23 protein-coding genes are annotated in these 23,122 nt (G+C 63.7%); 4 read left to right on the top strand and 19 right to left on the bottom strand.

Going from position 1 to position 23,122, the window contains the following annotated elements; genetic code table 11:
- Window positions 1-14 precede the first annotated feature (14 nt).
- From SAZ10_RS03800 to SAZ10_RS03790, 3 genes are read right to left on the bottom strand one after another with little or no spacing between them, the layout of a single operon-like run.
- A complete protein-coding gene (locus SAZ10_RS03800) occupies window positions 15-998 on the bottom strand; it encodes an adenylate/guanylate cyclase domain-containing protein (RefSeq protein ID WP_318607845.1) in 984 nt (327 codons plus the stop codon).
- A gap of 50 nt (window positions 999-1,048) precedes the next feature.
- Complete coding sequence (locus SAZ10_RS03795; RefSeq protein WP_318607844.1) at window positions 1,049-1,804, bottom strand: crotonase/enoyl-CoA hydratase family protein; 756 nt, start codon at window positions 1,802-1,804, stop codon at window positions 1,049-1,051.
- Between the two features lie 20 nt (window positions 1,805-1,824).
- Entirely contained in the window at window positions 1,825-3,600 is a 1,776-nt protein-coding gene (locus SAZ10_RS03790) for an acyl-CoA dehydrogenase (protein ID WP_318607843.1), read from the bottom strand.
- Between the two features lie 155 nt (window positions 3,601-3,755).
- Here SAZ10_RS03790 and SAZ10_RS03785 point away from each other — a divergent pair, with 155 nt between their 5' ends.
- Window positions 3,756-3,974 carry a hypothetical protein gene (locus SAZ10_RS03785; RefSeq protein ID WP_318607842.1) on the top strand — a complete coding sequence of 73 codons (219 nt, stop codon included), beginning with the start codon at window positions 3,756-3,758 and terminating at the stop codon, window positions 3,972-3,974.
- 98 nt (window positions 3,975-4,072) lie between these two features.
- On the opposite strand, the gene purD is transcribed toward SAZ10_RS03785, so the two are convergent.
- On the bottom strand, window positions 4,073-5,347 hold the full coding sequence (purD, locus tag SAZ10_RS03780) for a phosphoribosylamine--glycine ligase (protein WP_318607841.1): 1,275 nt from the start codon (window positions 5,345-5,347) through the stop codon (window positions 4,073-4,075).
- 129 nt (window positions 5,348-5,476) lie between these two features.
- Here purD and ubiA point away from each other — a divergent pair, with 129 nt between their 5' ends.
- Complete coding sequence (gene ubiA / locus SAZ10_RS03775) at window positions 5,477-6,460, top strand: 4-hydroxybenzoate octaprenyltransferase (protein ID WP_318607840.1); 984 nt, start codon at window positions 5,477-5,479, stop codon at window positions 6,458-6,460.
- Window positions 6,461-6,641: 181 nt separating this feature from the next.
- On the opposite strand, the gene SAZ10_RS03770 is transcribed toward ubiA, so the two are convergent.
- The 4 genes from SAZ10_RS03770 to SAZ10_RS03755 form a co-directional block, all read right to left on the bottom strand.
- Window positions 6,642-7,205: a DUF6101 family protein gene (locus tag SAZ10_RS03770; protein WP_318607839.1), complete on the bottom strand. Its 564-nt coding sequence runs from the start codon at window positions 7,203-7,205 to the stop codon at window positions 6,642-6,644.
- Between the two features lie 282 nt (window positions 7,206-7,487).
- A complete protein-coding gene (locus tag SAZ10_RS03765) occupies window positions 7,488-7,919 on the bottom strand; it encodes a DUF2442 domain-containing protein (RefSeq protein ID WP_318607838.1) in 432 nt (143 codons plus the stop codon).
- Between the two features lie 2 nt (window positions 7,920-7,921).
- Entirely contained in the window at window positions 7,922-8,149 is a 228-nt protein-coding gene (locus SAZ10_RS03760) for a DUF4160 domain-containing protein (protein ID WP_318607837.1), read from the bottom strand.
- 86 nt (window positions 8,150-8,235) lie between these two features.
- Window positions 8,236-9,666, bottom strand: coding sequence for an FAD-binding oxidoreductase (locus SAZ10_RS03755; protein ID WP_318607836.1), 1,431 nt, complete (start codon window positions 9,664-9,666; stop codon window positions 8,236-8,238).
- Window positions 9,667-9,893: 227 nt separating this feature from the next.
- Here SAZ10_RS03755 and SAZ10_RS03750 point away from each other — a divergent pair, with 227 nt between their 5' ends.
- Window positions 9,894-10,625, top strand: a complete 732-nt coding sequence (locus tag SAZ10_RS03750; RefSeq protein WP_318607835.1) for a GNAT family N-acetyltransferase — start codon at window positions 9,894-9,896, stop codon at window positions 10,623-10,625.
- A gap of 73 nt (window positions 10,626-10,698) precedes the next feature.
- Here SAZ10_RS03750 and SAZ10_RS03745 read toward each other — a convergent pair whose 3' ends face one another.
- Window positions 10,699-11,673: an L-threonylcarbamoyladenylate synthase gene (locus SAZ10_RS03745; protein WP_318607834.1), complete on the bottom strand. Its 975-nt coding sequence runs from the start codon at window positions 11,671-11,673 to the stop codon at window positions 10,699-10,701.
- A gap of 137 nt (window positions 11,674-11,810) precedes the next feature.
- Between SAZ10_RS03745 and SAZ10_RS03740 the strand changes: the two genes are divergently transcribed.
- Window positions 11,811-12,356: a hypothetical protein gene (locus SAZ10_RS03740; RefSeq protein ID WP_318607833.1), complete on the top strand. Its 546-nt coding sequence runs from the start codon at window positions 11,811-11,813 to the stop codon at window positions 12,354-12,356.
- A 67-nt stretch (window positions 12,357-12,423) separates the two neighbouring features.
- Here SAZ10_RS03740 and SAZ10_RS03735 read toward each other — a convergent pair whose 3' ends face one another.
- From SAZ10_RS03735 to hutI, 10 genes are all read right to left on the bottom strand, one after another.
- Window positions 12,424-13,200 carry an amino acid ABC transporter ATP-binding protein gene (locus SAZ10_RS03735; RefSeq protein ID WP_318607832.1) on the bottom strand — a complete coding sequence of 259 codons (777 nt, stop codon included), beginning with the start codon at window positions 13,198-13,200 and terminating at the stop codon, window positions 12,424-12,426.
- Window position 13,201: 1 nt separating this feature from the next.
- Window positions 13,202-13,864 (bottom strand): amino acid ABC transporter permease, encoded by a 663-nt coding sequence (locus SAZ10_RS03730; RefSeq protein ID WP_318607831.1) that lies wholly within the window; start codon window positions 13,862-13,864, stop codon window positions 13,202-13,204.
- Window positions 13,864-14,511, bottom strand: coding sequence for an amino acid ABC transporter permease (locus tag SAZ10_RS03725; protein ID WP_318607830.1), 648 nt, complete (start codon window positions 14,509-14,511; stop codon window positions 13,864-13,866). The genes SAZ10_RS03730 and SAZ10_RS03725 overlap by 1 nt, the downstream gene beginning before the upstream one ends.
- A gap of 57 nt (window positions 14,512-14,568) precedes the next feature.
- Window positions 14,569-15,387 (bottom strand): transporter substrate-binding domain-containing protein, encoded by an 819-nt coding sequence (locus SAZ10_RS03720; protein WP_318607829.1) that lies wholly within the window; start codon window positions 15,385-15,387, stop codon window positions 14,569-14,571.
- Between the two features lie 80 nt (window positions 15,388-15,467).
- Window positions 15,468-17,132 carry a urocanate hydratase gene (hutU, locus tag SAZ10_RS03715; RefSeq protein ID WP_318607828.1) on the bottom strand — a complete coding sequence of 555 codons (1,665 nt, stop codon included), beginning with the start codon at window positions 17,130-17,132 and terminating at the stop codon, window positions 15,468-15,470.
- A 15-nt stretch (window positions 17,133-17,147) separates the two neighbouring features.
- Window positions 17,148-18,311 (bottom strand): acyl-CoA dehydrogenase family protein, encoded by a 1,164-nt coding sequence (locus SAZ10_RS03710; RefSeq protein WP_318607827.1) that lies wholly within the window; start codon window positions 18,309-18,311, stop codon window positions 17,148-17,150.
- The gene (locus SAZ10_RS03705) at window positions 18,308-19,459 is read right to left on the bottom strand and encodes a CoA transferase (RefSeq protein ID WP_318607826.1); all 1,152 of its coding nucleotides are present in this window, start codon (window positions 19,457-19,459) and stop codon (window positions 18,308-18,310) included. Before SAZ10_RS03705 ends, SAZ10_RS03710 begins: the two co-directional genes overlap by 4 nt.
- Complete coding sequence (hutG, locus tag SAZ10_RS03700; RefSeq protein WP_318607825.1) at window positions 19,456-20,262, bottom strand: N-formylglutamate deformylase; 807 nt, start codon at window positions 20,260-20,262, stop codon at window positions 19,456-19,458. Before hutG ends, SAZ10_RS03705 begins: the two co-directional genes overlap by 4 nt.
- Window positions 20,259-21,800 (bottom strand): histidine ammonia-lyase, encoded by a 1,542-nt coding sequence (gene hutH / locus SAZ10_RS03695; protein WP_318607824.1) that lies wholly within the window; start codon window positions 21,798-21,800, stop codon window positions 20,259-20,261. Before hutH ends, hutG begins: the two co-directional genes overlap by 4 nt.
- Complete coding sequence (gene hutI / locus SAZ10_RS03690; RefSeq protein WP_412535157.1) at window positions 21,793-22,986, bottom strand: imidazolonepropionase; 1,194 nt, start codon at window positions 22,984-22,986, stop codon at window positions 21,793-21,795. The genes hutH and hutI overlap by 8 nt, the downstream gene beginning before the upstream one ends.
- Window positions 22,987-23,122: the final 136 nt, after the last annotated feature.

Here is a 23,122-nt window from a genome sequence, read left to right as displayed (position 1 = left end):
CGTGACCCCGGCACTCAACGCGCGGGATTGTCCCCGCGCCGCGTTACCCAGCGGATGGCGGCCACGATCGCCAGACCCAGCAGCGGCCACCTCGCCCAGAACTCACCGCTCCACGAGATAAGATTGATGGCGACGAGTCCGAGCCCGATCACGGCCAGAGAGGCAATGCTGCGATCCCCGAACTGCCCTCTCTTAACGGATGCCAGCAGGACTATCATGGCGAAGGCGAACAAGGGCCATCTCGCCCAGAAGACGCCGTGCCAGGAAAAGAGATTGATCGCGATGAGAGCGATGCCGATCACGCCCAGCACGCCGAACAGCCTGGGAAGCGCAAGATTAGCCATTATGCCGGGAGCATTGACTTCCGGGATTTGCGTCGCCGCGGGAGGCGGTGCCGGATTACGCCCAAAATGTGTTGCGGGGGTTGGTCTGGGCGCAGTTTCCAGAGAGCTTTCGCCTACCTTGACGGCATAGCTCGGCACGCCTTCCTCGATGTTCTTGACGGAAAGATTGCCGAGGAACTCGAAGCCGACCGGCACCTTGTTGCGCACTTGGTCGTAGACCGTGCTCGAAATCACGACGCCGCCAGGCGCAGCCTGTGTCTGCAGCCGTGCGGCGATATTGACGCCGTCGCCATAGATGTCGTCGCCCTCGACGATGACGTCGCCGAGATTGATGCCGATGCGGAACAGCATCCGGCTTTCGGTCGGGCGGCCCTCATTATGCTCGCCGAGCTCATTTTGCACGTCCACTGCGGCCCGCACGGCCTCGACGACGCTCGGGAATTCGGCGATCAGCCCGTCACCCCAGGTGTTGACGACGCGGCCGCCATGCGAGGCGATCAGGCGCGCCATGGCATCCCGATACTGCTTGAGAGTGGCGAGCGTCCCCTCTTCGTCCGCCTCCATCAGCCGTGAATAGCCCTGGACATCGGCCGAGAAGATCGTGGTGAGCTTGCGCTGTGTCGCCGAGACTTGCCTGCCTTCGAACTGTGCCATGGTCGTGTAGCCCGGAAGGTTCCCTAGCGTCACTTTCGCAGAGATAAGTATTATCCCGCCTTCTTGCGATTGAGAAAGGCGGAAAATGCCTCGAGCGCCTCCGCCGAGCGCAACCGGCCGGCGAAGAGCTCCGCCTCCTGCTTGATGCGCGCGACGACTTCCTCGCGCGAGCCGCGCATCAGGTCGCGCGCGATCTTCAGCGCCTCGGGCGGCTTGGCGGCGATCTCTTCCGCGGCGGCGAACACCTCGCGTTCGAGATCGTCCTCATCGACCACCTCGTAGATCAGACCGACCGCCTTGGCACGCTCGGCCGGGAGACCGCGGCCAAGCCCAAGCGTGGCGAAAGCCTGCTGCCGGCCGATCATCGCAGGCGCAAGCAGGCTGGAGCCGGCTTCGGGCACCAGCCCCAGATCGACAAAGGGCGTGCGGAACACGGTCCGGCGCGTGGCAAAGGTCAGGTCGCAATGGAGGTTGATGGTCGTGCCGATGCCGACCGCAATGCCGTCGACGCCGGAGACGATCGGCTTTTGCGAACGGGCCAGCGCAACCAGGAGATCGATGACCTCTTCGCCAAGCGCGCCGCCCTCAGCAAAGGCCATGAAGTCGTTGATGTCGTTGCCGGAGGAAAAGGCGCCCGGCACGCCGAGGAAGACGTGCACGCGGACATCCTCATCACCGTCGCCGGCCGCAAGCGCCTCCGCCATGGCCGCGTACATGGCGCGGGTGAGCGCGTTCTTCTTGTCCGGCCGATTCATGCGGATGACCTGGATCGTGCCGCGCCGTTCGACAATGACGTGTTCTGTCATCTCAGTCCTTCCGATCCAGATCAGGCCACAAGGGCCGCGCCGGCGGCGAGCAGGCTGTCGCTGCCGCCGACAACCGCCTCCTTCAAGGCGGCGGTCTCGCCGAGCAGGTTATCGCAATAGAAGCGGCAGAGTGCGATGCGTTCGGGCGCGCGGTCAGCCAGCGCTGCCCTCGCCAAATAGGCGGCGCCCGCGGTCAGCGCGAACTGGCGGAGGTAGGGTGTAGCACTGGCGAGCGCCTGCTCCTGACGACCGCCCTTCAGCGCCTCCTGCAGGAAATTGGTTGCTGCCAGCAGGTTGGCGACAGCCCGGTCGATCGCCTCGGCGCTGCGGCCGAAGCCTCGCAGGTTGGAGGTGCGGATCGCGGCGCTCATCTCGCCGAGCTCGGCAATATAGCCAAGCACATGCTCGCCGTCCGATTGCGGCAGCTTGCGGGTGACGAGGTCGATCGCCTGGATGCCGTTGGTGCCTTCGTAGATCGGCGCAATGCGCGCGTCGCGATAGAGACTCGCCGCGCCGGTCTCCTCGATGAAGCCCATGCCGCCATGCACCTGCACGCCGACCGAACTTACGGCGACACCGGCATCGGTGGAGAAGGCCTTGGCGACTGGGGTGAGCAGATTTGAGCGCTCCTGCCAATGACGAGCCGCCTCGCCTTCGCTGACGTGCGCCATGTCGATCGCATGGGCCAGCGCGTAGCAGATCGAGCGGGCAACTCGCGTCAGCGCCGTCATGGTGAGAAGATCGCGCTTCACGTCGGGATGATGGACGATCGGGGCCATCCCTTCACTGGACCAGGAGGCCGCCCTGCCCTGCCGTCGCTCACGCGCATAGCCGAGCGCCTTCTGGGTCGCTGCCTCGGCAACCGCCACGCCCTGGATGCCGACGGCAAGGCGGGCATTGTTCATCATGGTGAACATGCAGGCGAGACCGCGATTCTCGTCGCCGACCAGAAAGCCGATAGCGCCCGGCGGCCGATCCTTGGCGAAGCCGTCTCCATAGATCATCGTGCAGGTCGGCGATCCGTGGATGCCGAGCTTGTGCTCAATGCTGCCGCAGAAGACATCGTTGCGCTTGCCCAGCCTGCCATCCGCCCCGACCAGGAACTTCGGCACGAGAAACAGCGAAAGGCCCCGCGTGCCCGGCGGCGCGTCAGGCAGTCGGGCAAGCACCAGGTGCACGATGTTGTCGGTGAAATCGTGCTCGCCATAGGTGATGAATATCTTGGTGCCGAAGATGCGGTAACTGCCGTCGTCGGCACGCTCGGCTCTTGTCTTCAGCGCGTTGAGGTCCGAGCCGGCCTGCGGCTCGGTGAGATTCATCGTGCCCATCCATTCGCCGGAAACAAGCTTCGGCAGATAGGTCGACTTCAGCTCCTCCGTGGCGTGCTTTTCGAGCGCCTCGACGGCGCCCATGGTCAGCGTCGGGCCGATGCCGAAGGCCATGGCGCCGGAATTCCACATTTCCAGCGCCGCCATGCCGAGCATCAGGGGTAGCCCCTGCCCGCCACGCTCCGTCGGTGCAGAGACTGCGTTCCAACCGCCTTCTATCCAGCGCCGGTAAAGATCCTTCCAGCCGGGCGGCGTCGCCACGACCGCATCCTTCAGCTCCGCGCCGTGCTGGTCGCCCACCCGATAGAGCGGAGCGACCTCCTCGGTGGCGAAGCGTCCGGCCTCGGAGAGGATGGCATCCACCACGTCCTCGGAGAGATCGCCGAACAGGCCGCTCTCCAGCGCCGCCTTCATCCCTGCGACGTGCTTCAGCGTGTGTGCGATCTCGTCGACCGGCGCGCGATACATGGAGCCTCCCTTCAGCAGCTACATTCTAGCTTCCGATGCTGCCAAGGCCAATTCTTGAACCGAGCTAATATCGCTTTACGTAAAGGTCAAACCTCGGTGCTGTTTCATTGTGGACCGATCCGCGATATGAAAAGCACCAACGGAAGAGCAAACTAATGCTGGCAAGACCCGAAAAATATCGCTGCATTGAATGCGGCCTCGCCTTGGGCGAGCCGGGTTTTGCGCTGCATGGCGGCAGGATTGAAAGCGGGCCGGCCTATTTCACCGACCGCGGCGTGCTCTGCTCACCGCAATGCTCGCTCGCGCATTATCGCAAGCGCGCTGCCGAGGGCACGCTGCCGGCCGAGCCGCCACCGAACCCGTTCGAGCATTAGAGCATCGGACCGAAAACTGCGCAGCGGTTTTCGGACAAATCCGATGCGGAAGTAAAGAGATAGAGCAGCGTGGCGATCCAACATGAGCGCACGCTGCTCTAGGCTTTTTCCCGCTCCACGGCACGCCAGCCGATATCGCGGCGGTAGAAGCCGCCCGGCCAGTCGATTTTCGAGACAGCCTCGTAGGCATTGGCCTTCGCCTCGGCCACCGTCGCACCGCTCGCCGCGACGTTGAGCACCCGTCCGCCATTGGCGACAAGCTTGCCCTCGCGCAGCGCCGTGCCGGCCTGGAACACTTGGGCGCCCTGCTCCCGCGCCGCCTCGATGCCTGCGATCGGCGTGCCCTTCTCCAGCGTGCCTGGATAGCCCTTGGCGGCCATCACGACCGCAAGCGCCGCCTCGTCCTGCCAGCGCACCGACATATGCCCAAGCTGGCCGTCGGCGGCGGCGTTCAACAGCACGAGGAGGTCGTCTTTCAATCTCAGCATCAGCACCTGGCATTCGGGGTCACCGAAGCGGACATTGTATTCGATGAGCTTCGGGCCCTCGGCTGTGATCATGAGGCCGGCAAACAGGACGCCGGAAAAAGGCGCGCCTAGCTCCGCCATTCCTTTCATCGTCGGCTCGACGATCTCGCGCATGGTACGCTCGACCATCTCGGGCGTCATGACCGGCGCCGGCGAATAGGCGCCCATGCCGCCGGTGTTCGGCCCGGTGTCGCCGTCGCCGACGCGCTTGTGGTCCTGCGCCGTGCCGAAGGGCAGCGCGGTGATCCCGTCGCACAGGCAGAAGAAGCTGGCCTCCTCGCCTTCGAGACACTCCTCGATCACGACTTCCGCACCGGCGCTGCCGAAGGCGCCGCCAAGGCAGGCTTCGACCGCGGCGAGCGCCTCATCGACGCTCGTAGCGACCGTCACGCCCTTGCCCGCGGCAATGCCGTCAGCCTTGACGACGATCGGCGCGCCCTGTTCGCGCACATAGTCTCTGGCTGCCGCCAATTCCGTGAAACGGCGATAAGCGGCGGTCGGGATGCCGAATTTCGCGCACAGATCCTTGGTGAAGCCTTTGGAGCCTTCGAGCTGAGCCGCCGCTTTCGACGGCCCGAACACATGGATGTTCGCGTTGCGCAGATCGTCGGCGATGCCGGCGACCAGCGGCGCCTCCGGTCCGACCACGACGAGATCGATCGCCTTTTCGCGGCAGAAACGGATCACCGCCTGATGGTCGGCGACGTCGAGCGCCACGCATTCCGCCTCTTCGGCGATGCCGGGGTTGCCGGGCGCTGCATAAAGCTTCGTCAGCAGAGGTGAGGCCGCCAGCTTCCATGCCAGCGCATGCTCGCGGCCGCCGGAGCCGAGGAGGAGGACATTCATCGCAGGGTGAATCCAAATAGCATCCGCCTACCCGGTAGGTGCGGCCGACACGGGGGTCAAGGGTCAAGGACCCAATGCGCTGCAATCCGCCACCTTGACGCCCTGCCCGTGCACTGCCACTGCACATCCATGGACATCATCCAATCCACCGAGCGGCAGGGCCGCGTGGCAGATGCGCCGAGCGGGCATTGGGTTTACCGGCTCCTGCCGCGGGCGCTTTGGCCCTATGCACAGCTTGCCCGCTGGGACCGGCCAATCGGCTGGTGGCTGCTGCTTTGGCCGTGCTGGTGGTCGGCCGCGCTCGCCGCGATTGCTTACGCGAGGCCGGGCGACTCGCTGCCGAGCCTGCTGCCCGATCCGTTGCATCTGCTGCTCTTCCTGATCGGCGCGATCGCCATGCGCGGCGCAGGCTGCACCTACAACGACATCGTCGACTTCGACATTGACAGCAAGGTCGAGCGCACCCGGTCGCGGCCCCTGCCATCGGGCAAGATCCGCAAGCGGCAGGCCTGGGCATTCCTCATCCTGCAGTCGCTGGTCGGCCTAGCGGTGCTCCTGCAGTTCAATTCCTTCGCGATCCTGCTCGGCATCGCCTCGCTCGCAGTCGTTGCAATCTATCCATTCATGAAGCGCATCACGAACTGGCCGCAGTTCGTCCTCGGGCTCGCCTTTTCCTGGGGCGCGCTGATGGGCTGGGCGGCGGCCTTTGCCGATCTCGATCCGCCAGCCCTCCTGCTCTATGCCGGTTCGATTCTGTGGGTGATAGGCTATGACACGATCTACGCCCATCAGGACAAGGAGGACGATGCGATCGTCGGCGTGCGCTCGACGGCCAGGCTGTTCGGTGAAAACACCAAATACTGGCTGATCTGCCTCTATGGCGGCGCGCTGATGCTCTTTGCCGCGGCCTACGCCACTGCCGAAGCACCAATGCCGGCGCTTGCCGGCCTGCTCGCGGCAGGTGCGCATATGGCGCGGCAGATCAAGCGGCTCGACATCGACGACCCCGACCAGTGCCTGAGGCTCTTCAAGTCGAACACCGTGGTCGGCTGGCTGATCTTTCTCGGTCTGATCGGTGGCGGGCTATGGGTCGCGTTGAAGCCGATCGTGTGAGAGCCCGTTTCGAAAATGCGTGAGGGCGGGCTGCAAATGGCGATTTCTGCGCATCCGGTGCTCACGTACCTTCAGGTACGCTCCGCTCCGGTTCTTGAAACCACCAGTTTGGCCGCTCACGCGCCATCTTCGATTCCGCCGCGCCCAGACGCATTTTAGAAACGGGCTCTACCGGCCATCCCTAGCTGCGCGCGATGATCTCTTCGCCGCCGATGACGAGTCGCAGGCCGAGGTCGCCGGTCTTGCGCCGCGCTAGGAAACGCGGACGACGCTGCTCCGAAATGCGGCGCTTGCGGCGCTCCTGTACCGGAGCCGTCTTCACAGCGCCGAGCGACTCTTCGAGCGTGCGGGCTACTCCGTCGGCCTCTATCAGAAGCATCGGCAACCGATATTCCTCGGCCCAGGCGCGCCAGTCGGCGGCAATGTCGCCGAGGTCTTCCGCCACAAGCAGCGGAACCGATAGCTGCGGATCACTGTGATGAAGCTCGAGCGTCACTGTGACATTGCCTTCGCTATCCTCGATGGCGCGGGCGGCGACGCCGCGGAAGGCGCGCGCCGGCAGGACGATCGCAACCGGCAGGCCGCTCCTTTGCAGCACGCGGCGGATGACCGCGCCGCGCTTATCGATCACGAAGGTAACGTCGCCTTGTTCGTCGCGAGTTGCGTAGCTCACCACTTGTGGCAAGCGAAAAGGGTCAAGCCGCATGTTGCGACCCGCCCAGACTGGCTTCAGTCCGGTATTCATATGCAGCGCCTTCCTGCCAACTTCCAAGAGCCGGTTTTCCGGTTCTCTCCGGACCGGTGTTTCCCGGTCTCGTTATGGGAGGAGACTAACGCGGGCAGCTTACCGCCGCGCTTAAGAAAGTCGGTTAAATTTTGCTGATCCGGATTTTGGTTATCGGAATCAAACCGTTGGCAAGAAGTGCGAAACCTGTCTCAACGGAAGGTTAATCTATTCCAATACTTTAGAATAATTCCCTATATCAACAGTAATTTTCTTCCATCTTCCAAGAGATTTTCCTGAGAATCACGCAGCCCTTACCTGGGCATCGAGCCCGATACATGCAAGCCGCACCGTCTTTGGTAGAAGATGTGTTCCAGATTCGTAGTAACGCCACATGCGGGCGCTGACGCCCAAAGCTGCCGCCGCTTCGCTCTGGGTCATTCGATGTTGGTCGCGCCATGTTCGAAGCCATGCGCTGCCCTGTTCAAGCGCCAATCTCCAGAGCGTGTCGGAGGAAATCTCCATTTCGTCGGACCAGTGAGCGCACCACCCCCATTCCCCCACCCGCACGTCTCTAAAGAGCGTGTCATTCTTCCGAAGCGGCGAAAAGATGGAGTAGTTCGCGATATACGCTCGCAGATCGACGGTGCTCTCGGCGCCACCCTTCCAAGTTACGATGAGCTTGCGGCCTTCGCCGGCACGGACGGAACGGATGTTTGGCGTATCGGTTTCCATGCTCAGCCTCTCTGATTGAGGCGGACCCATTCAGCCCGCAACAGTGTCAAATTCGAAGCCGCCCATTCCATCGCCTCCGCGGCCTTGCGGACGTCTCCGGCGCGCACCGTCATCGTCTCGATTTCCACGATGGCCCGGAAGCTTCGCCCTTCAATGTGGAAATGGGGCGGAATGTGGCCATCCGCATAGATCGCAATCTTGCAGTTGGCGAACCGGCGGATCGTCGGCATCAATCATTCCACGAGAAGGATAGGCAATCATTGCCTCACAATCAAGCTGACAGGCAATAGAGATTTCAGCTCGCCAGGGCTGCCGCTCAGATCACCTTGCCGGGATTCATGATGCCGGCAGGGTCGAAAGCCGCCCTAATGCGCCGCATCAGGTCGATGGCAATCGGCGGTGCAGTCGCGATCAGTTCGTCGCGCTTCAGCTGGCCGATGCCATGCTCGGCCGAAATCGAGCCATTGAACTCGCGCACCACATCATGGACCGCCTTGTTCATCACGCGGTAGATCGAAAGGAAGGCGTCGCTGTCGCCGCCGACGGGCTGCGAGATGTTGTAGTGCAGGTTGCCGTCTCCCATGTGGCCAAAGCAGACGACGCGGGCCTCAGGCGAAACGGATGCCACCGCCTTCGCTGCCCGCGCGATGAATTCGGGAATAGAGGCAACGGGCACGGAAATATCGTGCTTGATCGAGGCGCCTTCCGGCCTCTGCGCGTCGGACAGGAACTCGCGCAGCTTCCAGAATGCGGCCGCCTGGGCGAGGCTCTGGGCGATCGCCGCATCGCCGACCATGCCTGCCTCAAGTCCAGCGGTGAGGATGTCCTCGACGAGCGCGAGGGCATCCTCGGCCGAGCGGCCGGAGGAAATCTCCATCAGAACATGCCAGGGCCACTCGCCGGTGAGCGGCCTGACGGCGCCGCCGGGCATGTGCTTTTCGGCGAAGGAGAGGGGCGTTGCACCAATCAGCTCGAAGGCGGTGAGCGCGGCGCCGGCGCGATCCTCCGCCAACCCGAACAGCCTCAGCGCATCCGGAGGCGACGACACGCCCGCCCAGGCGACTTCCCTGCCCTTCGGCTTCGGGAAGAGCTTCAAGACCGCGGCGGTAATGACGCCGAGCGTGCCTTCCGCGCCCACGAATAGGTTCTTGAGATCGTAACCGGTATTGTCCTTCTTCAGCTTCCTGAGATCGTCGAGCACCTCGCCGGTCGGCAGCACGACCTCGACGCCCATACAGAGCTCGCGCGAATTGCCGTAGGCGAGCACGCCTGTACCGCCGGCATTGGAGGAGAGATTGCCGCCGATCTGGCAGGAGCCCTGCGAGGCAAGCGAGAGCGGGAACAGCCGGCCGGCGGCCTCCGCTGCCTCATGCAGCTTCTCCAGCACGACCCCGGCTTCGGCCGTAATCGTGTTCGAAAGCGGGTCTAGCTCGCGGATCCTGTCGAGCCGGGAAAGCGACAACACGACCTCACGGCCGGTGCGATCCGGCATCTGGCCGCCGACCAATCCGGTATTGCCGCCTTGCGGCACGATGGGCGTGCGCGTGTCTGTCGCAAGCCGCAGGATGCGACTCACCTCGTCGACGCTGCCTGGCCGCAAGACCAGGCCAGTGCGGCCAGCCCACAGGCCGCGCCGTTCAACCACGTAGGGTGCAATGTCCGCTTCGGCGGTCAGCGCATAGTGCTCGCCGACGATTCCGGCGAAGCGAGCGATCAAAGCGGAATCGAGAGGTGCTGATTTTTCCATGGAAGGAACCTAGTAGAGAAGACCCGACGTTTGATACCCGAAGACGGCCCGAAAAGGGGGTTCAACCACAGCCGCTTCCTGCGCAGGTCAAAACGTGCCAGTGCGTCCTGAGCTTCGGATGCTTGTCCATATTGATCGTCAGCCATCCATCGAACCACTGGCCTGCGGCCTTGGCAACAGATGGAGGCCGCTCGACAAGTGCCGAACATTCTTGAATGGGTTGTTTCATGACCGGTGAAAAGATTTTTTTGAAGACCGAGTATCGTACCATGTTTCGATTGAATTCTGACGAACGGATCGAGCGCGAGAACGATCCGGACGGCTCACCCGGCCCGAGATTCTGGCTGGCAGGCTGTCCAGAGGGCAACGTGTTCGGGGTGCGAGCCGATTTGCCAAATGAGCTGGCGGCAAAGCTGGAAGGCCTCGCGGCCACCGAGCCGCCGCTCACGCATTCAGCGAAACCGAAACATCTTGAATGCTATCTGTCTCTACTCGGCGGCAATGGCCCTCCTGCACACAATTTCGGCCTGGTTTACGAATTGCCGCACGCGCATCCGTACCAGAGCGAGGCTAAGCTCATCAGCAGCGACTCCGAGGAAGGTGAGAATCTGATGCATTCCTGGGCGGCGACCAGAGTACCGGAATCCCTGTTTGAACTCGGCTTTCGTGAGATGGCAGATTTCTGGACACCTTGGTGTGCTGCCATTGTCGATGATGAAGTCGCCTCTATCGCCTTTGCGGCGCGACTCGCGGATGCCGGGGCCGAACTGGGATTGGTAACGGTAAAAGCTTTCAGAGGGCGAGGTCTCGGCGCCGCTGTGACCGCCGGTTGGTCCCGGCTTCCTGCGCTGCGCAATCGGACGCTGTTCTATAGCACGGATCAAGCCAACATCTCATCACAGCGCGTCGCCGCCCGCCTCGGGCTTCGGCTGCGCGGAGTTAGCTTGCGGATATCCTAGACCCGATTGCTGAAAGGCGGCTTCGCTCGTTCTCTGCCATTCGAGGCAGGTATCAAGTGTCAGGCTCTCACCACTATTGTCCGTTCGCCATCGAATCACGCGGGGCCGCGGCCCTGCGCAGCCGGTCGTTGATCGCCTCGCCTAGCCCGGTCTCGGGTACCGGCGCGACCGCAATCGTCGCTGCACCGCTGGCGTCAAGCTCCTGCAGCATGGTGAACAGGTTGGAGGCCGCCTCGCGCAGGTCGCCCGCCGATGACAGGTTGCGGGCGGCGACCGCTCCGCCGGCACCTGCGACCTCGTCCGGGCCGAAGGCGAGCAGCGCCTCGCCTCTTCCCACTTCCTGCGCATCGAGCCGCACGGCAGCGTTCGGCGCATAATGCGAAGCGAGCATGCCCGGCGCCACGACCCCGGATGTGCCGCCGCGTGAGAGCGGCCTGCCTGCCACTTTCTCGATTTCTTCGGCCGCTATGCCTCCGGGCCTCAGCAGCCGAAGGGAATCGCCTTCGACCTTGACGATCGTCGACTCCAGGCCGACCGGCGTCTGTCCACCATCGACGATCAGCGGGATGCGCGGACCGAGATCGGCCTCGACGGCTTCAGCCGTTGTCGCGCTGATGCGCCCGGAGGAATTGGCGCTCGGTGCCGCCAATGGGCGGCCGAGCGCCGCGATCAGCTCCGCGCCGAAGCCCCTGGGCATTCGCACCGCCACCGTGTCGAGCCCGGCAGTGACGAGCGGGTGGATGGACGCTTTTTCTTTGAGCGGCAGCACCAGCGTCAGCGGTCCCGGCCAAAAGGCCTCGACGAGTCGGCGCGACAGCGGGTCGAGCTCGCCAATCTCTTCGGCCATTGCCGATGACGACACGTGCGCGATCAGGGGATTGAAGCGCGGCCTGCCCTTGGCCTCGAAGATGCGCGCAACCGCCCGGCCGTTGGTTGCGTCCGCCGCGAGCCCGTAGACGGTTTCTGTGGGAATGGCGACAACATCGCCGGCTTCGATGAGGGCCAACGCCTGCGCCAGTGCGTCCCTGCTCTTGACGATCTCCACCACGTGGTTCCTTCCGTTTCGCGGCCCATGGCTATAGCGCCGGCAAAGTGCCGGCAACCCAGCGCCTTGACATTCCTAATCGCTAAAATGCTAGGCTTTGCCTAAGGCTGACGGAAATCACGCGCAGTTATGATCGCGTGATGATGGCATTCATCGGAAGCGTCATGCGTGCGGGATTGGTTCTTCTGGTCGGAACTCTGTGGGCCGGCGAAGCTCAGCCTTCGTCGCTGGTAACGCCGCCACCTGTGCGGGCCGATACCAGCCGCTCGGTGGTCGTGCTCAGCTCGCCGGCCCCTCAATCCGCCGAGCCGGATATCGTGGCCGGCACTGTGGATGATCCCGGCTACAGCTCGGCGAAGAGCGAGCTCCTGGTTCTTTCGCCGTCGGTGGTCTCGATGGGCGAGCCGGCCGTAGCCGACGAGAATGTGGCTGCAATCGGCGCGAAAGGCAGCCAGACGAGGCATGATGCCCTGCCGCTGGTGATCCGCGGCGGCCTGACCGGCGATGCTTTCAGCTCCGCCCCGGCCGACACGGTCACTATGACGAGTGGATTCGACGCCAATGACGGCGCAAAGGCGCCGGAAGCGCCGAAGCCGGCGGAGCCGGCCGAGGCCGCCATGCCAAGTGCCGTACCGGAGCCTGCGGCTCCAGCGCATGCGCCCGGACTTTACGTCGGGCCGGAATAACCAGCCGGCACCTTGCATAGCTTTTGTGCTGCAAGGCGTTCGATAGCGACGTCGCCGCTATAACAGATCAGAAGCTGTTGCGTTCGTGGTAGGTTCGCAGGAATGCCTTGATGCGCGCATCCTCGGGGTGATGCAGAATGCTGTTTGGGGTGTCCACTCCCACCAGCTCACCCTTCTCCATGAAAGCCACCTGGTCCGCGACATGCGCCGCAAAACCCATTTCGTGGGTGACTACGACCATGGTCATGCCTTCGGAAGCCAGCGTCTTCATGACGCTCAGCACCTCACCGACCAGTTCGGGGTCGAGCGCCGAGGTGGGCTCGTCGAACAGCATCAGGCGCGGCTCCATGGCGATCGCGCGGGCGATCGCAACACGTTGCTGCTGGCCACCTGACAACCTTGAGGGATGATTGGCCATCTTGTCAGCGAGCCCGACCTTCTTCAGAGCTTCGGCCGCACGGGCCTCGGCTTCGACCTTCGGCAGGCCACGTACGCGGATCAGCCCTTCTGCTACGTTCTGAAGCGCGGTCATGTGCGGCCACAGATTGAACTGCTGAAATACCATGCCGATCGAACGACGCATCTCGCGCAGCTTGCGGCCCGGCATCTTGCGTCCGCCAGGCTTGATGTAGCCAATCAACTGCCCGTCGATGGTGACCTCGCCGGAGTCATATTCCTCGAGAAAGTTGATGCAGCGCAGCAGCGTGGACTTACCCGAACCGGAAGGACCGATCAGGCAGGTCACCTTGCCTGGCGGGATCGAAAGATCCACGTCCTTCAGCGCCTGGAAGGGGCCATAGAATTTGTTGACCTTGCGAATCTCGACGGATGACGCGGCGAGCATCTTACGTCCTTTCGATCAGGTGTTTCGTGATGCGCGCTTCCAACAGGCGTCCCAGGCGCGAGATGGTCTCGACCAGCGCCCAGAAGAATAGCGCCAGCACCAGATTCGCCTCGAGGTAGCGGAAGGTCTCCGTGGACATGCGCTGCACCGAATACATCAGTTCGGGCACGGTGATGATCGACAGTATCACCGTCTCTTTGGTCAGGATGATCGAGAAGTTAACCAGCGCCGGCAGCGCGGAAACGAGGCCCAGCGGCAGAAGAATGCGGCGCACTATCGCAGGTTCCGACATGCCAATGGCACGGGCCGCCTCAAGCTGGCCCACAGGCACCGCCAGGAACCCCGAGCGGAAGATCTCCGCAAAATAGGGGCTGCCGTAGATGGTGAGGCCGACCAGCCCCGCAGGCAGCGCATCCAGCCGCAACCCGAGCAGTGGGCCGCCATAGTAGAGCACGAAGAGCTGCACGAGGAATGGGGTACCCCGTATGACCTCGATATAGCCCCGGATCAGCCAGCCGAGCGGACGCGGCCCGTAGCGCTGCGCCAGCGAGATGACCAACCCCAGCGCCATGCTGAAGGTCGTTCCCAGCATCCAGCACAGGATCGTGAGGCCGAAGCCGCTCAGCAGGATCGGCCAATATTGCTGCAGGACGGTCAAGCTCATTAGATAGCCATCCTCCGCTCGAGGTAACGCCCCAGCGCGGCTAGGCAGAGATTGATGAGCAGGTAGATGCAGGCAGCCGCGATATAGACCTCGAGCGGGCGGAAGGTCGTGGCCGCCTGCGCCTGGCTGGCCCGCGTGACCTCCAGGATGCCGACCACCGAAACCAGCGACGACGCCTTGACCAGCAGGATCAATTCGTTGATCAACGCCGGCAAAGACATGCTGATCGCTTGCGGAAGGATGATGCGAGACCAGATGTCGCGCGGCGCCATGCCGATGGCGGTGGCCGCCTCTGCCTGCCCTTTCGGCAAGGCCATGATGGCGCCACGCCAGATCTCGGAAACATAGGCGCTGGAGCAGATGCCGACCGTCACGACGGCCGCAACCATCGCCGGCACGTTTATTCCGATCACTGGCAAGAGATAATAGGCCAGCAAAAGCTGCACGAGCAGCGGAACACCGCGCAGGAAACTGACCCAGAGCACGGCGAACCGGCGGAGCCAGACCACGCGGGAAAGGGCGGCGGCGCAGATCAATGCTCCGATCAGCAGCCCGACCGCGATGCCAAGCACCGAGATCAGCACCGTAAAGCGCGCCGCCCACAAGAGCGGTTCAAAGCTGCCCAGAAAGATCGGAATTGAAAACATCGCTGCTCAGCTGGCGAGGATGGGCGGGCGGGAGTGACTCCCGCCCGCGGCATCGCATTACTTGGTCGGAACTTCGCGGGGCAGTTCCGTGTAGCTGCCCAGCCATTTTTCCTGAATGGCCTTGACCCGGCCGTCGTCCGTCATCTTCAGGAGCGCGTCGTTGACGGCCTTGACGAAGCTTTCGCTGTCGGCGTCCTTGCGCGCCACCCAGGCGAAGTAGGTCGGCTTGCCAAAGGCGGCCGGCTCGAACATCGCAAAGGTCTCAGGGCGGGTCTTCACCAGATAGGCGAGGTTCGGCAGCGAACCTGCGACCGCGTCAAGGCGGCCGGCGGCGAGGTCCGCATAGGCCTCGTCAGTGGTGCCGTATTCCTTGACGTTCACGCCGCCCAACTCCTTGCCGAAGGCCTGGAGCTGGAGAAACTGAGCGGTGCCCTGCTGAACGCCGACGGTCTTGCCCTTGATGTCCTCGGGCTTCTTCAGTTCGGTATTATTGGCGGCGCGCACGAGCGCGACAGTGGCGTCGGCGATCGGCAGGCTGAAGGCGTAACGCTCGAGGCGCTCCGGCGTGATAGTGACGGGCGCGATCACGATGTCGAACTTCTTGACCTCGAGGCCAGGCAATTCCGCCGTCCAGGGAATGTCCTGATAGACCGGCTCTGCGCCGATTTCCTTGGCAACCCCGTCGAACAGATCTTTCGTCATGCCTTCATACGTGCCGTCCACCAGCATGTCGAAGGGGGCATAATGCATGTCTGTGGCGGTCTGGATCTTGCCGGCAGCCTTGATGTCGGAAAGCTGGTCGGCCATGGCAGGCACGGTCAGGCCGAGTGCGGCCAGACCGAACAGGGCGGTTCTCAATGTTCTGGAAAATGTCACGTCGTTTCTCCTTCCTGGATTAGATTAGCTATCGTGCATTTTTTCACGCGCCGCCAGTGATCGACGCGCGATAACGCGCTTCAGAGGATGCCGGGCAGGTTGAGGCCATGCTCCTTGGCGCAATCGATCGCAATCTGATAGCCGGCATCCGCGTGACGCATGACGCCAGTGGCAGGATCATTCCACAGCACACGGGCAAGGCGTGCATCGGCATCTTCCGTGCCGTCGCAGCAGATCACCATGCCGGCATGCTGCGAGAAGCCCATGCCGACGCCGCCGCCATGATGCAGCGAAACCCAGGTCGCACCCGATGCGGTATTGAGCAGTGCGTTGAGCAACGGCCAGTCGGAGACTGCGTCCGAACCGTCCTGCATAGCCTCGGTCTCGCGGTTCGGCGAGGCAACGGACCCGGAATCGAGATGGTCGCGACCGATGACGATCGGCGCCTTCAGTTCGCCCTTTCGCACCATCTCGTTGAAGGCCAGGCCCAAGCGGTCGCGCTGGCCAAGGCCGACCCAGCAGATGCGAGCAGGCAGGCCCTGGAAGCTGATGCGCTCGCGCGCCATGTCCAGCCAGTTGTGCAGATGCGGATCATCGATCAGCTCCTTCACCTTCTGATCGGTCTTGTAGATATCCTCCGGGTCGCCCGACAGCGCGGCCCAGCGGAAGGGCCCCACGCCACGGCAGAACAGCGGGCGGATATAGGCCGGCACGAAGCCCGGGAAGGCGAAGGCGTTTTCCAGTCCCTCTTCGAGAGCGATCTGGCGGATGTTGTTGCCATAGTCGAGCGTTGGCACACCCTGGCTCCAGAAGTCGACCATGGCCGCAACGTGCAGTTTTATCGAGGCGCGGGCCGCCTTTTCCACGGCCTTGGGGTCGCTTTCCTGTTTCGTGCGCCATTCGGCAACGTTCCAGCCGAGCGGCAGATAGCCGTGCACCGGATCGTGCGCCGAAGTCTGGTCGGTGACGAGATCCGGCTTCACGCCGCGCTTCACCAGTTCCGGGAATATCTCGGCCGCATTGCCGATCAGGGCCACGGACTTCGCCTCGCCGGCTTCCGTCCATCGATTGAGGATCTGAAGCGCTTCGTCGAGCGAGTGGGTCTTTTCATCAACATAGCGGGTGCGCAAGCGGAAGTCGGCGCGGGTCTCGTCGCATTCCACCGCAAGGCAGCAGGCGCCAGCCATCACCGCGGCTAGCGGTTGGGCGCCGCCCATGCCGCCGAGGCCGGCAGTCAGGATCCATTTGCCCCTGAGATTGCCGCCATAGTGCTGGCGGCCGGCTTCCACGAAGGTCTCGTAGGTGCCTTGAACGATCCCTTGCGAACCGATGTAGATCCAGGAACCCGCGGTCATCTGGCCGTACATGGCCAGGCCTTTCTTGTCGAGTTCGTTGAAGTGGTCCCAGTTCGCCCAATGCGGCACGAGGTTGGAGTTTGCGATCAACACACGTGGAGCGTCCTTGTGGGTTTTAAAAACACCCACCGGCTTGCCCGACTGAACCAGCAGCGTCTGGTCGTCCTCGAGCTTTTTCAGGCTGTCGACGATCAGGTCGAAATCCCTCCAGGTGCGCGCCGCGCGGCCGATGCCGCCATAGACGACCAGCTCATGCGGCTTCTCGGCGACGTCAGGATGCAGGTTGTTCATCAGCATCCGCATGGGCGCCTCGGTCAGCCAGCTCTTGGCGGTAATCTCGGTGCCCGTGGGGGGGAAGATATCGCGTACGTTATGTCTGGGGTTGCTCACAATTCGCCTCCGTCGTCAGGCCAGCATGTTGCCGGAAATGATGATGCGCTGAATTTCGCTGGACCCCTCGTAGATGCGCATGATGCGCAGATCCCGGTTGATCCGTTCGATGGGAAAATCGCGGGTGTAGCCATAACCACCATGCAGTTGCAGGGCGGTGTCGGCGATCTTGCCCGCAGCCTCGGATGCGCCGAGTTTGGCCATGGATGCGGCAAGCGAGAAGCGCCCGCCATGATGATGTGCCAGATCACGCTGGCGCGCGGCCTCCTGTGACAACAGAAGCGCCGAGCGGAAGGCGAGGCCCATGTCGGCGATCATCCAGCGTATGCCCTGGCGCTCCGACAGCGGCATGCCTCCGATGATGCGCTCCTTGGCGTAGGCAATGGAGGCATCCATGGCCGCGCCGGCAAGGCCGAGGCACTGCGCGGCGACCTCGATGCGGCCATTGTCGAGAACCTGCATGGCGGTGCGGAAGCCCCTGCCCTCCTCGCCCAGCAGCGCGCTTTCGGGAACCTCGCAGTCGAGGTTCAGCGTGAAAACATGGCCACCTTTCAGGCCCATGGTCTTTTCCGGCGGACCGGCCTCGAAGCCCGGCGTGCCCTTCGGCAGGATGAAAGCCGAGATGCCGCGATGCGCTTTTTCCGAATCGGTTACCGCATAGACCACGATGAAGTCCGCAACACCGCCATTGGAGATGAAACACTTGGTTCCTTTGAGGTGCCAGCCATTTTGCGTGCGCCGCGCCCGCGTCTTCATGTCGGCGGGATCGGAGCCGGCCGTGGGCTCGGTGAGCGCGAAGGCGGCGAGCGCTTCGCCAGCAGCGGCCCTCGGCAGCCACTCCTGCTTCTGCGCCTCGGAGCCGCCGATGAGGATGGAATCGGTCGCCAGATAATGCGCCGTCAGCGCCGAGGCGGTGGAGCCGCAGGCTGCGGCCACAATGGAAACCGCGCGTAGCAGGGCGGGAGCAGAAATGCCGCTGCCGCCATAGGCCTCCGGCAGGTTGGCGCCCATCACGCCGGCCTCGCCGAGCGTCGCGAGTTGATCATGCACGAAGCGCGCTGCCTCGTCGGTTTCAGCCGCCAGCGGCGCGATCTTGTCGGCGCAGATCCGCTCCAGCACGTCGCAGAACATGCGTTCCTCTTCGGAAAGCATGTGCCAGGGATCATCAATCCGCGTCATGCAAGGTGCTCCAGTCCGAATTCCTTCAGCACCGCCTCGATGTCGCCGCCAAGGCGCGGCGCCGGCGTCGCGGCTACCGGCTTGGCACCATCGAAGCGCACCGGCTGGCCGACAACCGGCGCCTGGCCCAGAACGGGATGCGCAAGCATGCTGACCAGACCGCGCATAGCGGCGTGCTCGTTGTCGGCGGCTTGAGCGATGTTCCAGATCGGCGCGGTCGGAAGGCTCTGCGCGGCAAGCTGAGCCACGGCCTTCTCGGTCGTCAGTCGACCCGACCATTCCTCGATCAGCGCCCGCAATGCGGGCTCATGCTCGGTCCGGCTGGAGTCGGTGGCAAAGCGCGGATCGTCCGCGATCTCCGGCTTGCCGATAAGGGCCGCCAGGCGCTGGAACTGCCCGCCATTGAGCACGGCGATCGCCACCTGGCCGTCACTGGTCCGGAAGCAGCCGAAGGGAGTGGAAAGCGGATGGCGGTTTCCGACGCGGCCCGGCAACACACCGCCATAGAAGTGCTGGGCGTGGCTGGTGGTCAGCATGGAAAACAACGCATCGTACATGGCGATGTCGAGCGTCGCACCCTGTCCGGTAGCGTTGCGCTGGACCAGCGCCGCCATGATCGACCAGCTCGCGAACAGCCCCGCGATCAGGTCGGCGATGCTTTCGCCGGTCTTGAGCGGCGCGCCGCCGTCCTCGCCGGTTGCGGCCATCAGCCCCGACATGGCCTGCACCACCAGATCGTAGGCCGGCAGATCCTTGAACGGTCCTTCCTGCCCGAAGCCGGAGATCGAGCAATAGATCAGCCGGGGATTGGCCTTGCGCAGTGCTTCGGCGCCGAGGCCCAGCCGGGTAGCGACCCCGGGACGAAAATTCTCCACCACCACGTCCATCCGGGTGCCAAGCGCCTGCGCGAGCTCAAGATCCGCCGGCTTCTTCAGATCCAGCACGATGCTCTTCTTGCCGCGGTTGTTCAGCGTGAACAGCGCGCTCTCGCCATTCTTGAACGGACCGACATGCCGGTAGTCGTCGCCGGCCGGGGGCTCCAGCTTGATGATCTCCGCCCCCAGATCGGCCAGCAAGGCGGTGCAGTACGGTCCCGCCAGAACACGGGACAGGTCCAGAACCCGAATACCCGACAGTGGCCCGGTCATGCCTTGAGTTCCGGGGCGAGGCCGACGAGCCGTTGCAGAATCTCGGTGAGCGTGGCGCGCATCGCCGCGGCCTTGCCCTCGTCATAGGCGAAGGGCTGGGTTTCGCTCACCAGGTGGGTTGATTGCGCCAGTTCCATTTGGATCGCATGAACGCCCTGCTCCGGCCGGCCGTAGTGACGCGTGGTCCAGCCACCCTTGAAACGGCCGTTCAGCACATGGGTGCGGCCCGAGGCCGCGCAGATGTCTACGGCCGCAGCCTCGATGCGCTGGTCGCAGGTCGTGCCGTTATTGGTGCCGATGTTGAAGTCGGGCAGAACGCCTTCGAACAGGAACGGAATGACGGAGCGGATCGAGTGGCAATCGTAGAGGATGGCCACGCCGTGCCTGGCCTTCACCCGCTCGATCTCTGCGGCAAGCGCTTCGTGATATGCGGCATGGAAATTGGCCTTGCGCTCGGCGATGTCGGCGCCCGTCGGCTCTTCCGTCCAGATCGGCTTGCCGTCGAAATCGGTGAGTGGCACGAGGCCCGTGGTGTTCTGGCCGGGATAGAGACTGGCGCCATCCGGGCCACGGTTGGCGTCGATCACGTAACGGTGGAACGTCGCCCTGACCGTCGTCACATTCGGCAGCAGCCCATCGTAGAGCCTTTCGATATGCCAGTCGGTGTCCGCCAGGCTGCGGCCACAAGCATTGAGCTTCGCCTGGATGGGCTCGGGCAGATATGTGCCGGTGTGCGGAAAGCCGAGGATCAGTGGACCGTCGCCCCGAACGACTTCGACCGGGGGCACGTGGACTGTGCTCATGGTCGAATGTCCTTCAACATGCCTTCCGGCAGGGCCGCAAGCAGAGCGCCGGAACGCACGAGGGCTGCGGCCTCGGTCAGATCGGGCGCGAGGTATCGGTCCTGGCCCAGCGGCTCAACCGACTGGCGGAGCCGAGCGATCACGCCCTGGAGCGGGACCGAAGTCTTGAGCGGGCCGCGAAACTCGACGCCCACGGAAGCGCACAGCAACTCAATGCCGATGATATGGGCAAGATTGGCATTCATCCGCTTCAGGCGGCGTGCGCCATGGGCGGCCATGGACACGTGGTCTTCCTGATTTGCCGAGGTTGGGGTGGAGTCGGTCGAGCAAGGGGTAGCGAGGTGCTTGTTCTCGCTCATCAGCGCTGCCGAGGTAACTTCGGCGATCATCAGGCCGCTGTTCAAGCCGGGCTCGGGAGTGAGAAACGGCGGCAGGTCGTGATTGAGCGAGGGATCCACCATCAGCGCGATGCGACGCTGCGAGATCGAGCCGATCTCGGCGATAGCCAGCGCAATCTGGTCGGCGGCGAAGGCCACGGGTTCAGCATGGAAGTTGCCGCCGGAGACGATCTCGTCGGCCTCGATCAGGACAAGCGGGTTGTCGGTGGCGGCATTGGACTCGATCTCCAGAGTGCGGCCTGCCTGAGTCAAAAGGTCGATGCAGGCGCCGGTGACTTGCGGCTGACAGCGGATGCAATAGGGATCCTGGACGCGTGCGTCGCCCACCCGGTGGCTTTCGCGGATTTCGGAGCCGTCCATCAGTTCGCGGATGACTCGGGCGGCAACGATCTGACCGCGATGCCCGCGCAGTTGATGGATCTCGTCGAAAAAGGGCGCGGTCGAACCCATGATAGCGTCGGTCGAAAGCGAGGACGACACAAGCGCATTGCGGGCTGCCTGAAAGGCGTCGAAGAGCCCGACAAGAGCAAAGGCGGTGGAGACCTGGGTCCCGTTGATCAGCGCCAACCCTTCCTTGGCCGCCAGCACGACAGGTTTCAGGCCTGCCGCTGCCAGTGCCTCGTCGCCGCGCATCTCGCGGCCCCGATAGACGGCGCGGCCTTCGCCAATCATCGCCGCGGCCATATGCGCCAGCGGAGCGAGGTCGCCGGAAGCCCCGACCGAGCCTTGCGATGGAATGACTGGTGTAACGCCTTTCGCCAGCATCGCCTCGATCAATTCAACGACCTCGGGGCGGGTGCCCGAGGCGCCACGTCCGAGCGACAGGAGCTTTAGCGCCATGATCAGACGAACGGTCTCCTCCTCGACCGGCTCGCCCACGCCACAGCAATGCGACAGGATCAGGTTGCGCTGCAGCGTGGCGGTGTCCCCGGCTTTGATCTTGATGGAGGCGAGCTTGCCGAAGCCAGTGTTCACACCATAAACCGGAGCGTCGCCGCTCGCTGCCGCGGCTATCTTGGCGGCAGACATGGCGATGCCGGGGCGCACTTCGTCTGCCAGCCTGACGGCGAGCCCCTCGCGCCAGACGCGCTCCAGCTGGGCCAGGGTAACCGCGCCAGGCGAAAGGATCAGCTCAGACATATTGGCCTCCGAAGATGCGGGCATGTAGCGGGTTGAAACCGATGCGGTAGGAAAGCTCGGCGGGATGCCGGACGTCCCAGATCGCCAGGTCGGCGCGGGCGCCGGGCAAAATGACGCCACGGTCGGCGAGGCCGAGCGCGCGGGCGCCATTGCGGGTCACGCCCCGCAGGCACTCGTCCGGCGTCAGGCGAAAAAGCGTAGCCCCCATATTCATGGTCAGCAGGATCGATGTGAGCGGGGAGGTGCCCGGGTTGGAATCGGTCGCCAATGCGATCGCCACGCCTGCGTCGCGCAACGCATGGATTGGCGGCTGTTGCTTTTCCCTCAGCGTGTAGAAGGCGCCGGGCAAAAGCACGGCGATGGTCCCCGCCTTCGCCATGGCCGCGATACCATCCGCGCCGAGATATTCGAGATGGTCGGCCGAAAGCGCGCCGTGCCCTGCCGCCATCGCCGCACCGTGCAGGTCAGAGAGTTGCTCGGCATGCAGCTTGACGGGCAGGCCGAGCGCCTTGGCGTGATCGAAGATGCGCGCCATTTCGTCGACCGTGAAAGCGATGCCCTCGCAGAAGCCGTCCACGGCGTCGATCAATCCTTCCGCGCGCCCCTGATCCATGCCGGCGATGACGACCTTGTCAATGTAGCCGGCACGGTCGTTCTGGAATTCCGGCGGAAGCGCATGTGCGGCAAGCCAGGTTGTCACGACATGGACAGGACGAACTTCACCGATGCGCCTCGCGACGCGCAGCATCTTGAGTTCGGAGGCGATGTCGAGTCCGTAACCCGACTTGATCTCGAGCGTTGTGACCCCTTCGCCGATGAGAGTGTCGACGCGCGGTAGCGCCTGGGAAAGAAGCTCTTCCTCACTGGCTTCGCGGGTATTGCGAACGCTGGAGAGAATGCCGCCGCCGGCGCGCGCAATCTCTTCATAGCTGGCGCCTTCGAGCCGCATCGCGAACTCCCGGGCGCGGTCGCCGCCATAGACGATATGCGTGTGGCAATCGATCAAGCCCGGCGTGACCAGCCGCCCCTCGATGTTGCGGCGAGGCGCGTCGGCGTAGGGCGCCGGCAGGTCTGCAGCATCACCAGCCCAGGCGATCACCTCGCCATCGACAACAATCGTGTCGATGTGGCTGGTAGCGGTCTGCTCATCCATCGTGGCGACTTTGGCATTGCTTAGGACCTGCATCTGGCGGACTCCGAACTGGCCTGTCACTCCCTAAGCCTAAACATATGCCAGAGTCTATGTCTAAACTTATTTCCGTGTTATGTCTAAGCATGTACAGGCGGCGCGCTCATTGCCGGACGGGGGAAAGAGGAAATCG

The organism is Mesorhizobium sp. BAC0120 (assembly GCF_033542235.1).
GTDB lineage: Bacteria > Pseudomonadota > Alphaproteobacteria > Rhizobiales > Rhizobiaceae > JAWRCU01.
Note: the sequence above shows the minus strand (reverse complement) of the source record. Positions and strands in the feature narration are given on the sequence as shown.

Excerpts from the sequence above, each read along its gene's own strand:
- SAZ10_RS03800 (WP_318607845.1), bottom strand. The coding sequence starts at position 998 with ATGGCACAGTTCGAAGGCAGGCAAGTCTCGGCGACACAGCGCAAGCTC.
- SAZ10_RS03795 (WP_318607844.1), bottom strand. The coding sequence starts at position 1,804 with ATGACAGAACACGTCATTGTCGAACGGCGCGGCACGATCCAGGTCATC.
- SAZ10_RS03790 (WP_318607843.1), bottom strand. The coding sequence starts at position 3,600 with ATGTATCGCGCGCCGGTCGACGAGATCGCACACACGCTGAAGCACGTC.
- SAZ10_RS03785 (WP_318607842.1), top strand. The coding sequence starts at position 3,756 with ATGCTGGCAAGACCCGAAAAATATCGCTGCATTGAATGCGGCCTCGCC.
- purD (WP_318607841.1), bottom strand. The coding sequence starts at position 5,347 with ATGAATGTCCTCCTCCTCGGCTCCGGCGGCCGCGAGCATGCGCTGGCA.
- ubiA (WP_318607840.1), top strand. The coding sequence starts at position 5,477 with ATGGACATCATCCAATCCACCGAGCGGCAGGGCCGCGTGGCAGATGCG.
- SAZ10_RS03770 (WP_318607839.1), bottom strand. The coding sequence starts at position 7,205 with ATGAATACCGGACTGAAGCCAGTCTGGGCGGGTCGCAACATGCGGCTT.
- SAZ10_RS03765 (WP_318607838.1), bottom strand. The coding sequence starts at position 7,919 with ATGGAAACCGATACGCCAAACATCCGTTCCGTCCGTGCCGGCGAAGGC.
- SAZ10_RS03760 (WP_318607837.1), bottom strand. The coding sequence starts at position 8,149 with ATGCCGACGATCCGCCGGTTCGCCAACTGCAAGATTGCGATCTATGCG.
- SAZ10_RS03755 (WP_318607836.1), bottom strand. The coding sequence starts at position 9,666 with ATGGAAAAATCAGCACCTCTCGATTCCGCTTTGATCGCTCGCTTCGCC.
- SAZ10_RS03750 (WP_318607835.1), top strand. The coding sequence starts at position 9,894 with ATGACCGGTGAAAAGATTTTTTTGAAGACCGAGTATCGTACCATGTTT.
- SAZ10_RS03740 (WP_318607833.1), top strand. The coding sequence starts at position 11,811 with ATGATGGCATTCATCGGAAGCGTCATGCGTGCGGGATTGGTTCTTCTG.
- SAZ10_RS03735 (WP_318607832.1), bottom strand. The coding sequence starts at position 13,200 with ATGCTCGCCGCGTCATCCGTCGAGATTCGCAAGGTCAACAAATTCTAT.
- SAZ10_RS03730 (WP_318607831.1), bottom strand. The coding sequence starts at position 13,864 with ATGAGCTTGACCGTCCTGCAGCAATATTGGCCGATCCTGCTGAGCGGC.
- SAZ10_RS03725 (WP_318607830.1), bottom strand. The coding sequence starts at position 14,511 with ATGTTTTCAATTCCGATCTTTCTGGGCAGCTTTGAACCGCTCTTGTGG.
- SAZ10_RS03710 (WP_318607827.1), bottom strand. The coding sequence starts at position 18,311 with ATGACGCGGATTGATGATCCCTGGCACATGCTTTCCGAAGAGGAACGC.
- SAZ10_RS03705 (WP_318607826.1), bottom strand. The coding sequence starts at position 19,459 with ATGACCGGGCCACTGTCGGGTATTCGGGTTCTGGACCTGTCCCGTGTT.
- hutG (WP_318607825.1), bottom strand. The coding sequence starts at position 20,262 with ATGAGCACAGTCCACGTGCCCCCGGTCGAAGTCGTTCGGGGCGACGGT.
- hutH (WP_318607824.1), bottom strand. The coding sequence starts at position 21,800 with ATGTCTGAGCTGATCCTTTCGCCTGGCGCGGTTACCCTGGCCCAGCTG.
- hutI (WP_412535157.1), bottom strand. The coding sequence starts at position 22,986 with ATGCAGGTCCTAAGCAATGCCAAAGTCGCCACGATGGATGAGCAGACC.